Here is an 18,721-nt window from a genome sequence, read left to right as displayed (position 1 = left end):
ATTGCTTTGGCAATCGGCCGAGCCCCTCCAACCGACAGTTGAAATTCAGCAAGGAATCTGAGGGAAATTACGTGACGAACCCATTTGATGACACGAACGCAACCTTCCGCGTATTGGTCAATGACCTACAACAACACTCGTTGTGGCCATCTTTTGCCGACGTGCCCAATGGCTGGATGGTTATGTACGGCCCTGCCGGCAGGCAGGAGTGCCTGGATTTCGTCTCTCGCAGCTGGACGGACATGACCCCTCGCACGGTTGCCGAACTTGCGGCTTCACAGTGATCCGCGTCCGCGGACTATGCAAGAACTTTGGTGAATTTCGGGCCCTTGATGGGCTGAATTTAGACGTGCTCCCAGGGCAGGTGCTTGGACTGCTAGGACCCAACGGGGCCGGAAAAACCACCGCCGTCAGGGTCCTGACCACCCTCCTGGCCCCGGACGCCGGCGAGGTGAGCGTCGCCGGCCACAACGTCATCACAGACCCGGACAGCGTTCGACGTTCGATCGGGTTGTCCGGCCAATATGCGGCCGTGGATGAAAAACTAACGGGATATGAAAACCTTGTCATGGTGGCCCGGTTGTACGGCATGAACCGCAAGGCCTCGGCCGTTCGGGCCACGGAGCTGCTCGATGAGTTCCGCCTTTCAGACGTCGCTGGCAAACGGTCCGGCGCCTACTCCGGCGGCATGCGACGACGTTTGGACCTGGCTGGCGCCATGGTGGCACGGCCCCCGGTTGTTGTCCTTGATGAGCCCACTACCGGGCTGGATCCTCGCGGAAGGCTGGACACCTGGGCGGTGATCTCCTCGCTGGTTGGCAATGGAACCACCGTGTTGCTAACCACCCAGTATCTGGAGGAGGCTGACCAGTTGGCCGACAACATCGCTGTGATTGACGCCGGGAGAGTCATTGCTGAGGGAACCGCCAGTGAACTGAAGTCTCGTGTTGGTTCGGAACGGATAGACGTTGTTCTGGCTCAATCGGACAGCGTTGACAATGCAGCAGCAATCCTGGGCAGGATCGCCTCGGTGGCACCGGAAATTGACCGGCAGACCAACAAGGTCAGCGTTTCAGCCCCTGACGGCCACCACATGCTCGTTCGCGCCCTGGGCGACCTTGAACTGGCCCGACTGCATGTGGTCGAGGCAGCTCTGCGCCGACCAACCCTGGACGATGTTTTCCTCCAGCTCACCGGCCAGCGGCCCAGGGATGCGGCAGTCGCCACCACGGATGGACCACCAGCCGGCGTAAGCCAGAACCAAGAGGTACTACGATCATGAGCAGTCTCAGCGCGGCCCTCCGTGACAGTTCCGTCATCACCGGGCGCAACCTTCGCAACGTCATCCGCACCCCCGGCGCCATGGTGACCAGCGTGGCCCAGCCCATCATGTTTGTCCTCCTCCTGGCGTTTGTCTTTGGTGGCACGTTGGGAGGCGCCGAATACCGCACCTTCCTGATCGGGGGAATTCTGGCCCAAACCCTCACGTTCAACGCCTCATTTACAGCGGTCTATCTGGCCAAGGACCTGCAGATGGGACTGATCGACAGGTTCCGTTCGCTACCCATGTCGCGGGGCGCCGTCATTCTTGGCCGTTCCTCGGCCGACCTCGTGACCAGCCTGCTTTCCATTGCCGTGACGCTTTTGTGCGGCCTGGCGATCGGCTGGCGCGTGACCAATGGCATCGGCCCCGCCTTGGTGGCGATGGGGCTGCTATTGCTGTTCACATTTGCTGTCTCCTGGGTGGGTGCAGTGATCGCTCTAACGGCACGAAGTGTGGAGGTGGCGCAAAGCCTGGGGCTGATCTGGCTGTTCCCGGTAACTTTCATCTCCGGCGCTTTCGTCTCAGTCCAGTCCATGCCGGGTCCCTTGCTGACCTTCGCACAGTGGAATCCTGTAACGGCCGTTGCGACATCCGTTCGCGAACTATTCGGCAACAACGAACCTCAGGGTTTTGCCGCGCCCAGCGGCTGGCCGGCGGAACACGCATTGCTTTACGCAGTACTTTGCTGTGTGGCCATCATCGCGATCTTTGCGCCTTTGGCCATCTCTCAATACGTCCGAATCAGCAGGCGGTGACCCAGGGCAGCCGCCCTTCAGGCATTGACTTTGTGATCACCAGTGCCGAACGGGTCCTCGACCATGCAGCGCTCTGGGGCGGAGCCGCCACGCTGCTTCCGCGCACCGAGCTCGACGCCGCAGGGCGCTTCAGAAATCCAGGCGACGGCAGAGCCTACATTGGAGCGCATGTTTTGTTCCGTCTTATGGCTGCACACACACTGGGCCTCCCCTTGGGCAAAGCGGCGGGGCTTGCTGTCCACCGCAATTGCCGTAGCTGCGGCGGGCCGCACGGAAAACCAGAAATAGAAGGAACCAGCTTGAGCCTCTCACGTGCCGGGGAGACAGTGCTGGTTGCATCTGGCCCGGCCGGCACGCCTCTTGGCGCCGACTTGGAAGCAGTACCAGCACAACTGCATGCGGGCTTCGACGAGTTCTCACTCACACCTAGGGAACGAATGGAAATGGCCGGCTCCGGCGTCGCATCTCGGATCCGGTTGTGGGTGGCCAAGGAAGCTGCCCTGAAAGTCCACGGACATGGGCTGGCTGTGGAGCCGCTAAACCTCCATGTAGGCACGGAAAAGCGTGGCCTCTCGGCGCCTGATGACTGGTCTGCCAAGATCGAAGCCCCCATGCATGGTGACCTCCATGGGATAAACATAGCCTGGCTTCGGGCCCCCGCCGGACTCACGGCTGCTCTTGCCTCGACGGGCAAACCCAGCATCCATGAGCTCGGCCTCGAGAAGTTCATGCTTGCCCCGATCCCCTGACCGCCGCGCAGTGATCCTGCCAGGGATGAACTCCCGGTGCCCGCCCCAAACTCCACGTTCTGGAAGCGGGCACCGGTTTCCCGCGCTATCGGCCTCCTTGGATCTTGCGACTTCGCTGTTCCTGAGCCATGGGGCCGTAGGGGTACACGCCGACTCGTGGCTGGCTAATGTCAGTGAGGCGCTGGTGTTCCTCTGCAGACAGTTCCAATTCCGCCGCAGCAAGGTTCTGCGCCAACTGCTCGGTGGTCCTTGCACCAAGTATCACCGAGGTCACAGCAGGGCGCTCAGCCAGCCACCCAAGCGCCACCTGCGAGGCGCTTACTCCATGACTTTCCGCTATGCTTTCCACCGCGCCGATCACGTCCCATGTGATGGGGTCATCATTGCGTTGCTGCCATGCCTCCATGCCACGCTGCGGATTCTCGCCCAGGCGGGTTGCCCCAGCTGGCTGGATGCCGCGCTTGTACTTGCCGGAGAGCCAACCGCCGCCCAACGGGGACCACGGCAACAGGCCGATCCCAGCGTCCAGGGAAGCCGGGACAATCTCCAGCTCGATCTCCCGGACCAGCAGGCTGTACTGAGGTTGGAGGGTAACCGGTGCACTCCAGCCATTGGCCTTAGCCAGGTGGACAGCCTTGGTGAGCTGCCACCCCAGAAAATTGGAAAAACCGTAGTAGGCGATCTTTCCCTGGCTGACAGAATCGTGCAAGAAGCGCAGCGTCTCCTCAAGGGGCGTAATGGGATCCCAGGCATGCATTTGGTACACGTCGATCTGGTCCACCCCCAAGCGACGTAGAGAATCATCCAAGGCGCGCGTCAGATGGCGGCGGGAGGTGCCGACGTCGTTCGGTCCAACGCCCATGGGAAACCTGCCCTTGGAGGCGAGTACCATTTGATCCCGCATGCCCCGGCGTTGGGCCAGCCAGCGGCCAATGATTTCCTCTGATGCCCCGGCGGTGTACACGTCAGCGGTGTCAATGAAGTTGCCACCTGCAGCAGCATAGTCGTCGAGGATGGCGTGGGAAGTTTCCTCGGTGGCCTCTGCCCCAAACGTCATGGTGCCCAACGCATAGTTGGAGACTACTGCGCCGCTGTTGCCTAATGTGCCATATTTCATGATGCTAATCAGTCCTCAATTCCGGTGGTGTGGTTCCTCCAGCTGTGCTCGGGGAAGTACCCCAGGAGTCGTTTCGCCTTGTCGATGGAAAGCAGTGTCTCGTGCTCATCAAGGTCCTTGCGCACCTGAACATTCGGGAATACTTCTGCGGCGAGGGCCGCGCTGGAACGAGCCATGACGGTGTCGGCGTTGGCAATGATGAAGGCGTCAAAGCCTGGTTGGCCGTTTTCAAGGGCCCTGGCCACGGCCTGTGCGCCGTCACGGCCATCAATGTATCCCCAGAGGTTCCATTTGCGCGCCATGACGGAAGTGTCGAAGGACGGGAAGTCGGCGTAGTCGTCCACGTCCATAACGTTGGAGAAGCGAAGCGCAATAATGCTTAACTCCGGATCCCAGCGCGTCAGCTCGACGGCCATCTGCTCTTCCAGATGCTTCACGAGCGAATAGGTGCTTTCCGGCCTGGCGGGATATTCTTCATCGACCGGAATATAGGGAGGGTCTGTCTCGAACGGCAAACCGAGCACCGTCTCGCTGGAGGCATACACCAGCCTTTTGATGCCCGCACGCCGGGCCGCCTGGAACACGTTGTAGGTGGACAGCATGTTGTTCTCGAAGGTCTCAGCATCCGGAAGCAGGCCAGGCGCCGAAATGGCACCCAGATGCACTACGGCATCGAAACCGCTGTGCCTGTCGTCCAGACCCAGGAACACATCCAGAACTTGGCCATAGTTGCGCAGGTCCACGACGACCATCCCCGGACCTCGTTCCCCGACACGGTCAAAGTTCAGGACTTGGTGCCCGTCCGCGGTCAACCTGCGTACAACGTGGCGCCCCAGCTTTCCGCTGCCACCTGTCACTGCAATTCTCATTGGTGCTTCCTCACTACGGGTTAGGTTCCGGCGGATGGGCTACGCAAACCACGCTATCTACTTGGAGCGGCCGTGTCTGCAGCTGCGCCCCACCCTGCTTTTCCTAGGAACGCCAGACCTACCTTTCGCGGTGGCGTCATGTGGCGGAATCTCAACGAAAGCAGTCTCAAAATGGCGCGTCTCAAGCAATGTGCCAACAAGAATCCGTGAATGTGAAGGCCGGTCAGATCAGTGTGACGTACTGCACAACGAGGGGAAGGCCATCGGGAGTAAGATCAGCCAGCGCTCAGGACCGATTCAAGATGTATGGCGAACCACCGGCCCTGGCATACTGTGCAGGTCTACTGGAATAGGAATCGAGTAGGAAATTGAAAGAAGCAGGCAAGAAGGCGTGCACACACGCCGCATTGGGGGTTTTGCTTCTGCCGGTGTTGGGACTGGCTGGCATGGGGTCAGCGGCCGCAGACACGACAGCCAGTTCAGTCACTGCACAACTTTCCAAGGCAGCCACGGCGTCGCCGAGCTCGGCGAAGATTCACCTTACAGGTGCCATCGGCCGCAAGTGGTCGCAAAATATGAATAGCTTGGGCACAGCGCTGAACTTTGAGACCTGCGAAGGCGGTGTTTGTTCACAGTCATTCCAGAAGGGGGAGGTGATCTGGTCTCCCTCGACCGGCGCCAGGATGGTCCTCGGTGGCGACATCCGCTCCGTCTACCAACGCTTGGGTGCCCAGAATGGCGGCTTGGGCGCGCCGGCTTCTGACAAGATCCAGGGATTGAAGCAGTCGGGCCAGTGGCAGCAGTTCCGCAACGGCGGGATCTATTACCATCCCTGGGTCGGTACGCATGCTGTGCACAGCGGTCTATGGTCGACCTGGTCGAACACCGGCCGGGAAAACGGGGCCCTGGGGTATCCCATCAGCGAGGAAGTCGGCGACGGCTCCGGTGGTGCAATGCAACAGTTCCAAAACGGCAGGATCTACTGGACCAACAACTCGCCGAAGTACGTGTTCGGCGGAATTTTTGCCAGCTATCTGGCTCAGGGTGCCGAGAATGGCGTCTTGGGCAAGCCGACCGGCGGTGAGTACGCGGTGAAGGACGGCGCTGCCCAGAACTTCGAGGGCGGAGTAATGTACTGGTCCGGTTCGACAGGTGGGTCTCCCGTGGTTCGCGGCATGTTGGGTTTGTACCAGGCACTCGGTGGCGCCTCATCGTGGTTGGGTCATCCCATCAGCGGCGAGCATGCCGTCAAGGGCGGCTCGGCCCAACGGTTCAAGGGTGGAAATCTTTACTGGGCTGCCAGTGCGGGCCGAGTCTCCACAATGACGATCGGCGACATCAAGAACCGCTTCGATCAGTTGGGGGCGGAGAATGGGATGTTAGGTCTGCCCGTCGGCAACAAGGTGGGGTTCTCTTCCGGTTACTACCAGGAGTTCGAGAACGCAGTGTTGGTCTGGGCTCCCAATATCGGTGCCAAATACCTGGACAAGAATACTTTCGCTGTGTGGAAGTCCAATTTCTCGCAATACGGCTGGCCAACCAAGGACATGTGGGTCGATGACAAGGGCATCCACACGCAGTTCCAGAATTTGGAGGTCATCTGGCAGAACGGTGTCCTCTCATCTGCAGAGCCTGTAAGCGCCAAGACCGTGGTGATGCTGTGTGACTCACAGTGTGACGGTGACAGTTGGAGCGAGCAGGGTGCTCGTGCCAACGGCTACACCCACATCATCTCGCGTGACTACGGCGGAGGCGGATACTCTGCCTGGGCCGGGGTGCTGGCTTCTTCGGTGACCGAAGCGTTGTTCGCCAACCGGGTCAACCTCCCCCAAGGCGATCCGGGCTTGGTCATGCTGACTCTTGGTGGCAATGACGCAACTCAGGGGAACAGCGATGCCCAGATCGTCTCTGACCTGCGCCGTATGATCCTGCGTATCAAACAGATGTACCCCAACTCCAAGCTGGTCATCAACGGTGTAATGTCCAGAACCGATGCTGATCACAACCGCCGCAGGGCAGTTGATGCATTGGTGATGGCAGAAGCGCAACGCCAAGGCATCAGCCATGTCTCGGTAGCTGGCTGGGGAACCACCCTCAAGGCCAAGTACCGGGACAACATTCACCTCTCCCCGGACGGCCACAACACGGTGGCCCCGCGTTATGCTGCCGCACTGGCTGAGGCCCTATTGGGCCAATCCGCCGTGGCCCCCACCAGTGTTGCACCGACTGAGGCTGCTCCGGTCCAGGTTGCACCCAGCGAGGGAGCACCGACTGGAGCTGCGCCAGCTGAGCCGCCTCCCAGTAATTCGGCTGCACCGACTGAGGCCCCCCGGACTGAAGCAGCACCCTCCGAAGCTGCCCTGAAGGAGCCGGCGGCTGGCTAGTAGCCGCTAACGGATGACACGCCTTCGGGGCAGCAGCTGCGCGCACGTTATTATTATTCTTTGGTCCCGATCGAATGGATCACCCGTCTCGGCGATTCAGTCCTTACCACCGACGGCGGCCACCTGTGAGTTCACGAACTCCCGCCCCGGGCAATCTGCCATGCGATCCGTCAGCTCACTAAACTCGCAGAAGCTCATTACCTCTGGCGTTCCACCCCACATTTTCTGCCCCAGCATGGGGAACGTCGGTGAGACCATGCGGAAAATATCGTGCTCGTTGTAGTCCATCAACACCAGATCGTTCCAGCAGGCCGAGAGTGATCCCAAGAGCTGCGGGTGCTGCTTGTCAAGAACTTCATCCCCACCAAAAACGTGGGGTTCCCAATCGCTCCAGAGCTTCTCCAGACGCAAACCGTCACCACAGTAGTAGTCCGCGTAGGGCACCGTGTAAAGCCATTCGTCGTTGGTGTTGAGGATGCGGTAACCATCGGCCACCGCTTCTTTGGGCCCGTACCAGCCGTTGTTCCAGGAGCAAATCAGCACGTCACGGTCATAACCTTCGGGTGCCGGAGCGCCTGCCCCGCCCGACATGGTGGTGATGGATCCCCAAGCCATGGGTGACTTGCCGGCTGAGCGAAGGTGGGCGGCCATCTGGTTGAAATAGCGCTTGAAGTCCTCGTCGAGGCCCCGCTCGTATTCGTCAGCGCCGAAGTGCACCACTGGCCCCCGGAACCACGGCAGGAACTCGTCAAAGAGCCGCTTCATGAAGTTCACGGCATGATCCCCCGCGAGATCCAGCATGTCCGAATTGCCGTTATTGCGCCCTAGTTCGGGGTGTTGGGCAATGAACGCCCGCGAGTGGGCCGGTGCATCAATTTCGGCAATGATCGTGATTCCGCGGGCGGCGGCCAGGTCCTCGAATGAGTCCCAATCCTGGCGCGAATAGGACCCGTCGGTGCTGGCAAGCGGGGCAAACTCGCCCGATTCGGCACGGAGCCGGAAGCCGTGTTGGGCCTCGTCCCAGCTCCGTCCGGTGTCCTTGGCGATCTCGTTGTCGTTCAGGTGTATTACCAGGGTGTTCAGCTTGTGCCAGTTCAAGGTACGGATCAAGTCACGGATAAACTCCGGCGCCATGAAGCGGCGCCCGGTATCAATGAGGAATCCGCGCACAGGGTAGTCCGGCCAATCCAGTGCCGTTCCGGATTCCAGGGCCCTGGAATCACCGCAGGACTGAATCAACTGCAAAAAGCTGCGGCTGGCCCACTGGAGCCCCTGCTCCGTGGCGGCAGTCAGGATGATCCGCTCCCCCACCTCCAATTTGTACGCTTCGGCGCGGAGAGGTTCATCAATCGTGGCAAAGTCCGTGAGCGTAGGGTCAAGGCTCAGTACGACGTCGACCACGTCGCCTTGACTTGGTATGTCGGCCGGGGCGCTGACGGACAGCACCCCTTGAATTCCGTGAAGCTCTGCAAGATCCGACATAAGCGTGCGCGCAGCCGCCTCAGCCCCGACTGCCGCACGAAAATGCAAAAGGTCGCCAAGGGTGCTGGAACCGCCGCCTGGGGTGAACTGTTTGAAGCCGGGGACAAGGTATCGCTTGAGGCTCATGGTGAACGACTTTCGGGGAGGGGAAATGGACTGGGTGGAGCCTAGCGGCTAGCAGCCGATTGACTCGCTGGCGCCGATGGTGGGTGGGTTGGAGATGATGCTGCCGAAGTAGTCGCGGCCACCGTTGTTTGGCACGGGTGTTCCTGTATGGATTGCCGCAGAGGCGGCCTGCAATCGGTAGCCGGTCGCCGTGGCCAGGCTGCTGGCGTTGCCGGCATTGCACATGAGGGGGTTGGCCGTGGTTCCGCCGGGGTTGGCCGGGCTCTGGGTGATCCAGGACGAGACGGTGTTGTTGGCAAAGGTGTATGCGGTGTTCGCGGTGAGGTGGAACGAGGCCGTGCCGCTGCCGCCCTTGTAAATGATGTTGTTGTACATCTTCACGTCGCGGACCTTGCTGGTGTTTTCGTTGACCACCACCTGGGAGACTCCTGCGCCGATGTAGATGGTGTTGTTGTAGACCTGGGCCCCGGTCACCGTGCCGTCACAGTTTTCGATGCCCCGGTAGCTGTCATTTTGGCTGATGTTGTACCGCACAACGGTGCCTTCGTTGATGTTGTTCCCGTAGGGGCAGAACAGGAAAAAGCCGCCCTCGTTGTTGTAGCTGAGGTTGTATTGGAAGGTTGCATTGACGTTGCCGCCGTCGCTGTCGTAGGCCATGCCATCCAGATGCCCCTTGCCGCCGGAGACGTCGTTGAATTGGGCGAGGAATCCGTTGTTGTTGAAGCTCCACAGACCGGCGTTGTAGGCCTTTGAGCGAACGTTGAATCCCTTGATGACATTGTTTTGCGCGACGGCGTTCTCGGTGGTGTTCAGCACGATGCCGTCGCCGCCAATGTTGCTTAGGGAATTGTCACTGACCACAACATTGCGGGCCGGGAGCCAGTTGGGCGTGGCCGTGCAGGCCAGTTCCACCCGGCAGGACCAGGTGCTGAGCTGGAGCACCAGGGCCTGCCGGTCAATGTTGGCCAGCGTGTTGTGGGTGACGCGCACATCGTTGAAGGTGGTGGGTACGGTGTCCCCCGTGACCATGAACGCAATGCCCTGCGAGCCGGTCGGCCCCTTGGTGTCGTCGCCCCACACATCGTGGACGTAGAGATTGCTTAGGACATAGCCGTTGCCTGTGCCGAAGTCCGCCAACTCAACAGTAATTCCACGACGGTTGGATCCTGGATTCGCCGCATTGGTGACCTCCAAGTCCGTCAGGGTGATGTATTGCTGGTTGAAGAGGTGAATTGCGGTGGCGCCACCGTTGCCATCAATCACTGCCTTCGCCGTCGAGCTTCCGTAGGCTCCAATGACGACCGGCGCAGTCGAACTTCCCGATCCTTGTGGCTTAAAGGTGCCTACACAGGTTGTTCCCTTCTTGAAGAGCAGGCGGTCGCCGGGGCCCATGGTGAGGGCGCTGGCCTGCGTCAAGGAATTGAATGGGGAGCTCTGTGCACCCGTTCCGGAGGCAGTGGCGGAACAATCCACGTAGTAGGCCTGCGGGCTGCCAGGGGAAGCAATAGCGGCACCTGCCCCGCCCAGTTGTCCGCCGACGCCAATCTGTAACGCTGCAGCGGCGGCCAAAACGGCCAAGACTGCGCGTCGGGTGGGGAATTTCATGTGTTTCTCCTCAAGCTTCGTTGCCAACGGGAAGTAACGCAGGTGTACCGTAACGTGCGGATCTATCTAAAGTGTCAGCAGCTTCCGTTCCTCACGGCGCTTCTTTTGCTCCGCCGGGTTGGGAACCGGTGATGCCATCAGCAGTCGGCGCGTGTAAGGGTGCTCAGGGCGCTCGGTGACCTGGCGAGCGTCGCCGCACTCAACAATTTCGCCGCCATACATGACGGCAACGCGGTGGCTGATGTGGCGGACCACCTCCAGGTCATGCGAGATGAACAGGTAGGCCACTGAGGTATCTTCTTGAAGTTCCAGGAACAGGTCAAGAATCCTTGCCTGAGTTGATAGGTCCAGGGCGGAGACGGGTTCATCGCACACAATGAGCCGTGGGTTCAACGCGAGAGCCCTGGCAATCGCAACGCGTTGGCGCTGGCCCCCGGAAAATTCCCGGGGCAGGCGCTGGCCGCTGTCTGCCGGCAACTGGACTCGGTCGAGCAGCTGGGCAATGCGAGTGTTCGCTTCGGACTTGGATGTGCCACGAACCCGGAGAGGCTCGGCCAGGATCTCTTCGATGCTCATGGCAGGGTTCAGGGACGTGTAGGGGTCTTGGAAGACCACCTGGAGTTGATCGGACATTTCTCGGCGCTGCTGCCGGTTCATGACGGCCAGATCTCGCCCCTCAAAAAGGATGGACCCTTCGGTCACCGGAGCCAATCCCAACACGGCACGTCCAAGGGTGGTTTTACCGGATCCCGATTCCCCGACCAAGCCAAGGGTCTCCCCCTTGGACACCTCCAGATTGATGCCCTTCAGCGCACGGAACGGTTTCTTGCCCCATCCGCGCATCGGGAATTCGGTCACCAGGTCTTTGATTTCCAACAATTTTTCGCTCACGCTGATGCCTCCAACGGCTGTACCGAATCAACTAGTCGAGTCCGCGGTTCACGCTCGTGCAGCAGCGAACCAAGCAACATCCGGGTGTAGGGGTGCTTCGGGGCCGCAAAGATTTCGGCGACATCTCCGGTTTCCACAATGCGGCCATGCTGCATCACTGCCACCCGGTCGCAGATGTCGGCCACCACGCCAAAGTTGTGGGTGACCAGCAGCATCGCCATGCCGCGTTCCTGCTGCAGGCTGCGTAGTAGGTCAAGGACCTCTGCCTGGACTGTTACGTCCAGGGCCGTGGTCGGTTCATCGGCCACCAGCACCTTGGGCTCGCAGGAGACGGCGCCGGCAATGAGGACACGTTGAGCCATACCGCCTGAAATCTGGTGTGGATATGAATTGAACGTCCGTTCCGGATCAGCAATGCCGACCCGTTCCAGAAGTGCCAGGGCCTTGGCTTTCGCCTCGATACGGTTCAAACCCATAGTGCGCCGCAGGGGCAGGGTCAGCTGTTGCCCCACGGTGAATGATGGGTCGAGGTTGGACATCGGCTCTTGGGGAATGTAGGCCAGGGTGTCCCCCAGCAAGGCCCGACGCCGTCCGGCCGGAAGTTTTGCTCGGTCCTGGCCGTCAAGCACAATGGATCCACCCAGAATCTTGGCTTCTCGCGGTAACAGGTCAAGAACTGACCAAGCTGTTTGTGTTTTCCCGGAACCCGACTCACCCACAAGCCCCAAGACTTCACCGGGGCGCACCGCCAGGTCCACACCATGAACTACGGTCGTGATGCCGTCTGCGCTGGGGTAGCCGATGCGCAATCCTTCTACGCGCAAGACTGCATCGGGCACCACGGCCGAGACTTTCTCGCCCGCCATGTCCTGGGCCGCGGCGGCAGCCAACGCGGCCGCCGTCGTGCGCTTCTTGCCACCTTTGGCAGCCGGCCTGTCTTCAAGAGCATCCCGAAGCCCGTTGCCAAAGAGGATCAACGCCACGTTCACAATGCCCAAGGCAATGCCGGGCCACAACATCAGGGCCGGTGCAACGTAGAGGTTCACCATGGCCTCGTTGAGCATGGTTCCCCACGAGGCGATTTGGGTGTTGGCGAGCCCCAGAAATTCCAGGCCGGACTGGACACCAATGGCAACAACACCCGTCAATGCAGCATTGATGATGATGGGCGCCCGAACGGCGGCAAGGACATGGCGAAGGACTATTCGCATGTCACTCAGACCAGAGACCCGTGCCGCATCAACGTACAATTCGTGGCGCACACCCACCACAATGGTTCGAGTCAAGCGGTGGAAGCCGGGAGCCAAATGCAAGCCAAGGACCACCATGCTGATCCAAAGAATATTGCCAACCGCGGCCCGGACAGCCAACAGGAGCATGATGGTTGGCAGAGCCATCACCAAGCTGGTGGTCCACTCGGACAAGACGTCAAACCATTTGCCGTAAAAGCCGGCAAACAAACCCGTCAAGACACCAACCACAGTGGCAACCGTCAAGGCCAGAGCAGCGGCGCCGAGAGTTACCCGGCCGCCGAAAAGCAGGCGTGCGAAAATATCGCGGCCTGCGCTGTCGGCACCAAGCCAATGGGCAGGGCCCGGGGTGGCGAGTGCGTCGGCCAGGATTCCAACGTTGGGGTCGTAGACGGTCAGCAGAGGGGCCGCCAAGGCGGCAAGAACGATCACGAACAGGAGGATCAGTGCCGTCAGGGCGAGAGGTGCACGCACGAGCCTGTGCCACGTCCCGCGCCGGGCCATGGTGGCGGAGGCTTTGGTTAAAGAAATGGTGCTCATGAGAGACGTACCTTCGGATTGAGCCAGCCATTGACCAAGTCAACGGCTATGTTGACGAGGACTACGATGATCACCGCAATGATCACTGTTCCCATAACCACGGGAATGTCGCCACTGGTGGTTGAGGTAACTGCAAGGGAACCGATACCTGGCAGGGCGAAGATCTGCTCGATCATGACCGCCCCGCTCATCAGGCCAATGAAGTTCAACGAGACAATTGTCAGCGTGGGGGGTGCCGCGTTGCGCAGGACGTGCCGCAACAGCACCAACCATTCCGGCAGGCCACGGCTGCGCAAGGTACGGACATAGTCCTTTTCCAGCGTGGCGATGGTTGCGCTGCGAATTTGTTGCGACAAACCGGCTACTGCCCCCAACGCCAACGAGAAGACCGGCAGGACCAGGCTGAGGAACCATCCCACCGGATCCTGGGTGAACGGCATGTAGCCCGTGGCGGGGAGGATGCCCAGGTTGATGGCAATGAAAACCACCAGGACGAGTGCCAACCAGAATCCGGGGAACACCAGTCCGCCAACTGAGATGATCTGAACCACGCGGTCGAGGACGCCGCGACGCACGCCGGCCGCCATGCCGATTACCAGTGACACGGCGACCGAAACGATGATTGTGCCGATGGCCAGGGACAACGTCACTGAAATTCGGTTCAAAATCAGGAAGCCTACAGATTCGCCGTCGCTCCAGGAATTCCCCAGGTCGCCGCGGACTGCGTGGGACAGCCAGTTCCCGTACTGGACGATTCCCGGCTTGTCCAAGCCGAGCTGAACTGTCTTGCGCGCCACTAGGTCCGGGGTTGCGTCCGGGCCCAGTAGGATCTGGGCCATATGCGCGCTGTTAACAAGCATCAGCAAATACACCACAAAAGATGCGGTGATAACAAGAAGAACTCCGGCGCCCAAACGGCGCGCAACATAGTGGATCATGGGTCTAGCTCCTGATGGTCCTGGTGTGGTGGCCGTATGTCACTTGGCAGGAGTGAAATTGTAAATCGAGGGAACGGCCTGGCCAGATTGCGCCTCCACGGAAACCTTGCTGCTGGTGTAGTAGGGCTGAGTGACGCGGAAGAACGGTGCAAACCAGGCCTGGTCAACCAAGTACTTGTTTAGTTCCTGGTATTCGGGCCCTGCGGCGTCGTCCGAGGCAAGCTTGATCTTTCCCAGCAACGCTTCAATCTTGGGATCGGTTGACTTAAGGACATTCCATGCGGCATTGGGTGCAATGATCTGCGTGACGGCACCCCATCCGACGGCCGGCTGCCCGAAGCCCGCGAAGACTGCCGGGTACTTGCCGGACTGTTGCTCCGCTTGGTAAGCCGCGGCGGATACGTCGGCCCAGTCAACCTTGATGCCGACCTGGGCCAGCCCGTCTCGCAATGCAGGCGCCATGGCCGGATCCATGCTCGAGGAAGACGGCATGGTGAGGGTGAAACCATCGGCAAGACCGGCCTCAGCCAGCAGCGACTTGGCTTTGGCGATGTCGAAGTCGTAAGCGCTGTCAAGGTCCTTGACGAAGGCGCTCGATTTTGGGCTGAAGATTTGGCTGGTGACCTCGCCGAGCCCTAGGCCCACTTTTTCTAGAATGGTCTTTTTGTCGATTGCAAAGTTGATGGCCTGGCGAACTCGGGGGTCCTTGAGTTCAGGGGCAAGTGTGCCTGCCCGGTCCAAGAAGGTCAGGCCCTGCCAATCGCCCGGGTATTCAAGAACGTTGATCTTGGATTTCTTGGCCTCGGAAATCGTCTTCGCCGTTGCAATCATGCCGTCAATCTGGCCCGAGCGGAGCGCGTTGATGCGCGCATTCTCGTCTTTCATTGGCTTGATGACAATAGTGGCGAACTGTTGGAGCTCCTTGTTCCAGTAGTTCTCGTTCTTGACGTACGTGTACAGGGCGCCGGGGGTTGTTTTGGACCGGTCAAGTTTGTAAGGCCCTGATCCTATCGGCTGGGTCTTGATGTTGGCGCTCGTGAACTGCTTGGGCGACTGCATGTAGCCGCTGGGGCCACCGAGATTGACGATCAGGCTGGGGTCCTGTGTGCTTAGCTTCAGAACGAGGGTTGTTGCGTCCTTGGCCATGACACTCTCAAGCGTGACGAGTTGTGCCTGCAACGGCCCGCCGGCGGTTTTGAAGCGGTCAAGGTTGGCCTTGGCCGCTTCTGCGTTAAACGCTTCGCCATCGCTAAACTTGACGTCGTCACGGAGCATGAAGGTCAGCTCCGTGTTGTCGGCGTTGTAGCTCCAAGATTTTGCCAGCATGGGGCTGGGCTGCCCGTCAGGCATGCGGCGGATCAGGGTGTCGAAGACGGGCTGAAAGTACTGGACAAACTGGGCTTCGCGTGACTGCGCGGGATCAAAAGACAAAGGCTCGACGCCGGCACCTAGAGTCAATGTTGCTTCCCCGGCGGCGGCGACGGTGCCTGGCTTGTTGCTGCTGCAGGCACTTATTCCCAGCAAAACAGTTCCAACTGCGAATCCTTGTAAGACACTGCGACGTGAAAACACGATTGCTCCTTAGGTCCCACATGATTCCGGCAGTTCCCCATTTGGTTACCGGAACTATGTTCAACCGTTCATAGTATATAGAAGTCTTGCCCTTTATCTCGGGCTTGCACTAGTATCATAAACACATAGATACGTGAGGGGCAACACATTGTGAAGAAACTTGAATGCATTATTTTGGGACGGCTCGCAACCAACCCCATGTCTGGCTACGACCTGTACAAATGGATGGCCAAGGAGGCGCCCTACTTTGGCTACAGCCCCAAGCCGCCGCAGATTTACCGCCAGCTCAACGACTTCCACACGAAAGGCTGGGTCGAGGTCACGGTCGACCAGCGCGGCTCGGGCCCCGACGCCAAGGTGTACACGCTGACATCCGCCGGTGTCGCCGCGTTTGTTGGCTGGGCCATGTCCGAGCACACCCCCACGATTCGCCCTCTGGAAGCTGACTTCCAGATGCGGATGCTCCTCGGCGGGGTGGTCAGCCCACAAGCCGCCATGGATGTGCTGGACACGGAATTGAAGTACCGGCGCCGTCAGCAGGCCGAAAGCCGCCCCTATGAAGCACCAGCGGATCTGGGTGAGGCGGCAGTCCCGGTGGACGCGGACTGGCAGGCCGAACTGGTCAGGATGGTTGGGGAGCGTTCATTCCTGCTGGGCCAATCGAATCTTTCCTGGCTGGAGATGGCCCATGCGCGCCTCGCGGCCTACATAGAAGACCACAGCAACACGGACGAACAAAAGAGCGGAGAGGATGAAAAATGCGGGTGATTTACGTTGACGTCGACACCTTACGGCCCGACCATACAGGACCTTACGGTTACCGGCGGAGAATCACTCCGCAGTTGGATGCTTTTGCCGAGGGGGCAGCGGTCCTTGAGAGCTACTATGCCTCCGACTCCCCTTGCCTACCCTCACGCACGGCCCTGACATCGGGCCAATTCGGCATAACCAACGGCGTTGTTGGTCATCATGGAAGCGCTGCACGCTTTAGGATCGACGCCGGCCACGGCCTGGAACCGGGGCGGCCGCTGCTCGGTCAACACCTGGGAGCCCACGGCTATCTCACTGCGTGCATTTCCTCCTTTGCCGAGCGGCACCGGGCTTGGTATTTCCTGGGCAACTTCCGCGAGACGGTGCGGGCCACACCCGAGGTGGGCGACGAGCCCGCCAACATCATCACCGACAGGGCTCTGGAATGGATCGGCGGGCACAAGGAAAACCCCGACTGGTACCTGCATCTGACTTACTGGGATCCGCACATGGACTACCTGCAGGAAAAAGAATGGACCAACCGCGCCAAGGACGCGGGTCCCGCACCCGCCTGGCCCGACCAGAACGCCATTGATGCCCATGCCGAAGTGTACGGGCCACGCTCAGCCCTGGATTTGATGTATTCCGACGGCATGATCGAAAACCGCTCCCCCGACAACGCGCCCCAAGCAATTCGCACTCGGGACGATTACGAGCGGCTCATCAACGGCTACGACGGCGCCATCATGTATTGGGACAGCCAGTTTGGTCGCCTGCTGGACGGCATCAGGGCCATGGGCCTTGGCGAGGACGTGGCGATCATCGTCAGCGCCGACCACGGCGAGTCATTCGGCGAACAAGGGTCCTACGCTGAACACGGACTGGCCAATGAGCCGGTCCACCACTTGCCCATGATCATCAAGTGGCCCGGGCTGACCGACGGCACGGCGCAAATTCGAAGCGACGCCCTGCTCTACAACATCGACTACGCGCCCACGCTTTGCGATCTTCTGGGGTTGCCCATCCCCGCAAATGGCAAGGGACAAGCTTCGCCAAGGTATTGCACCGCGAGGACTTTGAAAGCCGCGAATACTTGGTCATGGGACACGGCGCCCACACCTTCCAACGGGCCGTCCGCGACCGGGACCACCTCTACATCCGTACGTACCACCCCGGCGCATTCAGGGCAGAGTGGGAGTCACTGTTCAACGTCAAGGAGGACCCTTTCCTCACGGAAAACCTCCTAGACGCGGAGCCTGCCATGGTGGTGCTGATGCGCTCGCGCCTGGCCGAATGGTGGAATCGTTATGCTGGCATGCCGGGATCGGCGCCCGACCCCATGCAAACCGCCCTGCAAGAGGGCCCTGCACTGTACAACGATCCCGAGATTTACATGGAGCATCTGCGCCGCACGGGCCGCTCCCACCTGGCCGATGACCTCTTTGCACGGTTGAACCCGAACAACGGTGCCGTCTCTACGTCATGGGAGGCCGCTCCCATTCCGCAGAAGACGGGCAAGGTCGGCCATGCCTTGGATCCCCTCATTCCAAGTACCCGAACGGAGCTCTTTCAACCGCCTGCAGGACGTCCGCAAGTTGCTGGTGTCGGGCGATGAATCTCGAGGGTCCGATCATGAAGCTGGAGATTGCTGTCGTCAGCGCCCAAGGCGCGGCCATTGCGGCCGAAGAGGGCGCTGACCGGATAGAGCTGTGCACCAGCTTGGAATTGGGAGGATTGACGCCGAGTTTGGGCCTACTGGAGATAAGCGCCGAATGCGTTGCCGACCGACTGGAAATTCACCCACTGGTGCGATGCCGTCCAGGCGATTTCGTCTACTCCACGCTCGAAGTGGAGACCATGATCCGGGATGCCACCGACCTGTTGAAACGGGGAGTGAACGGCGTGGTATTCGGAGCGCTACTGCCCTCGGGCGGCATAGATTGCCAGGCCTCCCGGCGATTCGTCGAGTCGGCCCTGGCCGTTAATCCCGACGCCCAGCTGACCTTCCACCGCGCCATCGATTCGTCAACTTCTGGTGTCGTGGCTGTTGAAAAACTCATTTCGCTGGGTTTCACCCGCGTTCTCAGCTCGGGAGGAGCACCTACTGCCGGAGACGGTCTATTCGCCTTGGCGGCGATGAATGATCGTGCTGCTGGCCGGATTGAAATCATGGCCGGTGGTGGGCTCCGGGTCGCAGACATAGCCTCGATGGGCCGGGCCGGGCTGTCAGCCGTGCATCTTTCGGCCAAGGAAATGGTCAACGACGGCGGCCCGGACACCTACATGGTCACGAATCGAGAAGTTGTACGGAAAGCTCGGGAGGCCGCGAACGCCTTCTCCACTTGTGCCACAGCAGCCCTCTGACACTT

Annotated in this window: 17 protein-coding genes; 9 read left to right on the top strand and 8 right to left on the bottom strand. The window is 60.2% G+C overall.

Annotated elements, in window-relative coordinates; genetic code table 11:
- Nucleotides 1–71 precede the first annotated feature (71 nt).
- From BLV41_RS06055 to BLV41_RS06040, 4 genes are read left to right on the top strand one after another with little or no spacing between them, the layout of a single operon-like run.
- A complete protein-coding gene (locus BLV41_RS06055; RefSeq protein WP_044577322.1) occupies nt 72–284 on the top strand; it encodes an MbtH family protein in 213 nt (70 codons plus the stop codon).
- The gene (locus tag BLV41_RS06050; RefSeq protein WP_074711001.1) at nt 281–1,282 is read left to right on the top strand and encodes an ATP-binding cassette domain-containing protein; all 1,002 of its coding nucleotides are present in this window, start codon (nt 281–283) and stop codon (nt 1,280–1,282) included. Before BLV41_RS06055 ends, BLV41_RS06050 begins: the two co-directional genes overlap by 4 nt.
- The gene (locus BLV41_RS06045) at nt 1,279–2,079 is read left to right on the top strand and encodes an ABC transporter permease (RefSeq protein ID WP_074711000.1); all 801 of its coding nucleotides are present in this window, start codon (nt 1,279–1,281) and stop codon (nt 2,077–2,079) included. The genes BLV41_RS06050 and BLV41_RS06045 overlap by 4 nt, the downstream gene beginning before the upstream one ends.
- Nucleotides 2,076–2,828: a 4'-phosphopantetheinyl transferase family protein gene (locus BLV41_RS06040; RefSeq protein ID WP_074710999.1), complete on the top strand. Its 753-nt coding sequence runs from the start codon at nt 2,076–2,078 to the stop codon at nt 2,826–2,828. The genes BLV41_RS06045 and BLV41_RS06040 overlap by 4 nt, the downstream gene beginning before the upstream one ends.
- Before the next feature lie 85 nt (nt 2,829–2,913).
- Here the strand turns inward: BLV41_RS06040 and BLV41_RS06035 are convergent, their stop codons facing one another.
- A complete protein-coding gene (locus BLV41_RS06035) occupies nt 2,914–3,945 on the bottom strand; it encodes an aldo/keto reductase (protein ID WP_074710998.1) in 1,032 nt (343 codons plus the stop codon).
- 8 nt (nt 3,946–3,953) lie between these two features.
- Nucleotides 3,954–4,814, bottom strand: a complete 861-nt coding sequence (locus BLV41_RS06030; protein ID WP_074710997.1) for an NAD-dependent epimerase/dehydratase family protein — start codon at nt 4,812–4,814, stop codon at nt 3,954–3,956.
- Nucleotides 4,815–5,182: 368 nt separating this feature from the next.
- Between BLV41_RS06030 and BLV41_RS06025 the strand changes: the two genes are divergently transcribed.
- Nucleotides 5,183–7,198, top strand: coding sequence for an SGNH/GDSL hydrolase family protein (locus tag BLV41_RS06025; protein WP_074710996.1), 2,016 nt, complete (start codon nt 5,183–5,185; stop codon nt 7,196–7,198).
- Nucleotides 7,199–7,294: 96 nt separating this feature from the next.
- On the opposite strand, the gene BLV41_RS06020 is transcribed toward BLV41_RS06025, so the two are convergent.
- The 6 genes from BLV41_RS06020 to BLV41_RS05995 all read right to left on the bottom strand — a co-directional run bounded on the left by BLV41_RS06020 (nt 7,295) and on the right by BLV41_RS05995 (nt 15,602).
- Nucleotides 7,295–8,806, bottom strand: a complete 1,512-nt coding sequence (locus tag BLV41_RS06020; RefSeq protein WP_074710995.1) for a beta-N-acetylhexosaminidase — start codon at nt 8,804–8,806, stop codon at nt 7,295–7,297.
- A 48-nt stretch (nt 8,807–8,854) separates the two neighbouring features.
- Nucleotides 8,855–10,411 (bottom strand): right-handed parallel beta-helix repeat-containing protein, encoded by a 1,557-nt coding sequence (locus BLV41_RS06015; protein ID WP_074710994.1) that lies wholly within the window; start codon nt 10,409–10,411, stop codon nt 8,855–8,857.
- 66 nt (nt 10,412–10,477) lie between these two features.
- Nucleotides 10,478–11,302, bottom strand: a complete 825-nt coding sequence (locus tag BLV41_RS06010; RefSeq protein WP_074710993.1) for an ATP-binding cassette domain-containing protein — start codon at nt 11,300–11,302, stop codon at nt 10,478–10,480.
- Complete coding sequence (locus BLV41_RS06005) at nt 11,299–13,092, bottom strand: dipeptide/oligopeptide/nickel ABC transporter permease/ATP-binding protein (protein ID WP_211481609.1); 1,794 nt, start codon at nt 13,090–13,092, stop codon at nt 11,299–11,301. The genes BLV41_RS06010 and BLV41_RS06005 overlap by 4 nt, the downstream gene beginning before the upstream one ends.
- Nucleotides 13,089–14,030 carry an ABC transporter permease gene (locus BLV41_RS06000; RefSeq protein ID WP_074710992.1) on the bottom strand — a complete coding sequence of 314 codons (942 nt, stop codon included), beginning with the start codon at nt 14,028–14,030 and terminating at the stop codon, nt 13,089–13,091. Before BLV41_RS06000 ends, BLV41_RS06005 begins: the two co-directional genes overlap by 4 nt.
- 39 nt (nt 14,031–14,069) lie before the next feature.
- The gene (locus BLV41_RS05995) at nt 14,070–15,602 is read right to left on the bottom strand and encodes an ABC transporter substrate-binding protein (RefSeq protein ID WP_074710991.1); all 1,533 of its coding nucleotides are present in this window, start codon (nt 15,600–15,602) and stop codon (nt 14,070–14,072) included.
- A 150-nt stretch (nt 15,603–15,752) separates the two neighbouring features.
- Here BLV41_RS05995 and BLV41_RS05990 point away from each other — a divergent pair, with 150 nt between their 5' ends.
- From BLV41_RS05990 to BLV41_RS05975, 4 genes are read left to right on the top strand one after another with little or no spacing between them, the layout of a single operon-like run.
- The gene (locus BLV41_RS05990) at nt 15,753–16,370 is read left to right on the top strand and encodes a PadR family transcriptional regulator (RefSeq protein ID WP_074710990.1); all 618 of its coding nucleotides are present in this window, start codon (nt 15,753–15,755) and stop codon (nt 16,368–16,370) included.
- Entirely contained in the window at nt 16,361–17,599 is a 1,239-nt protein-coding gene (locus tag BLV41_RS05985; RefSeq protein WP_074710989.1) for a sulfatase, read from the top strand. Before BLV41_RS05990 ends, BLV41_RS05985 begins: the two co-directional genes overlap by 10 nt.
- A 14-nt stretch (nt 17,600–17,613) precedes the next feature.
- Nucleotides 17,614–17,967, top strand: coding sequence for a hypothetical protein (locus BLV41_RS22280; protein WP_074710988.1), 354 nt, complete (start codon nt 17,614–17,616; stop codon nt 17,965–17,967).
- Nucleotides 17,968–17,984: 17 nt separating this feature from the next.
- Nucleotides 17,985–18,716, top strand: a complete 732-nt coding sequence (locus tag BLV41_RS05975; RefSeq protein ID WP_083360919.1) for a copper homeostasis protein CutC — start codon at nt 17,985–17,987, stop codon at nt 18,714–18,716.
- Nucleotides 18,717–18,721: the final 5 nt, after the last annotated feature.

It is taken from the genome of Arthrobacter alpinus, from assembly GCF_900105965.1.
In the GTDB taxonomy this organism is placed as follows: Bacteria; Actinomycetota; Actinomycetes; order Actinomycetales; family Micrococcaceae; genus Specibacter; species Specibacter alpinus.
Note: the sequence above shows the minus strand (reverse complement) of the source record. Positions and strands in the feature narration are given on the sequence as shown.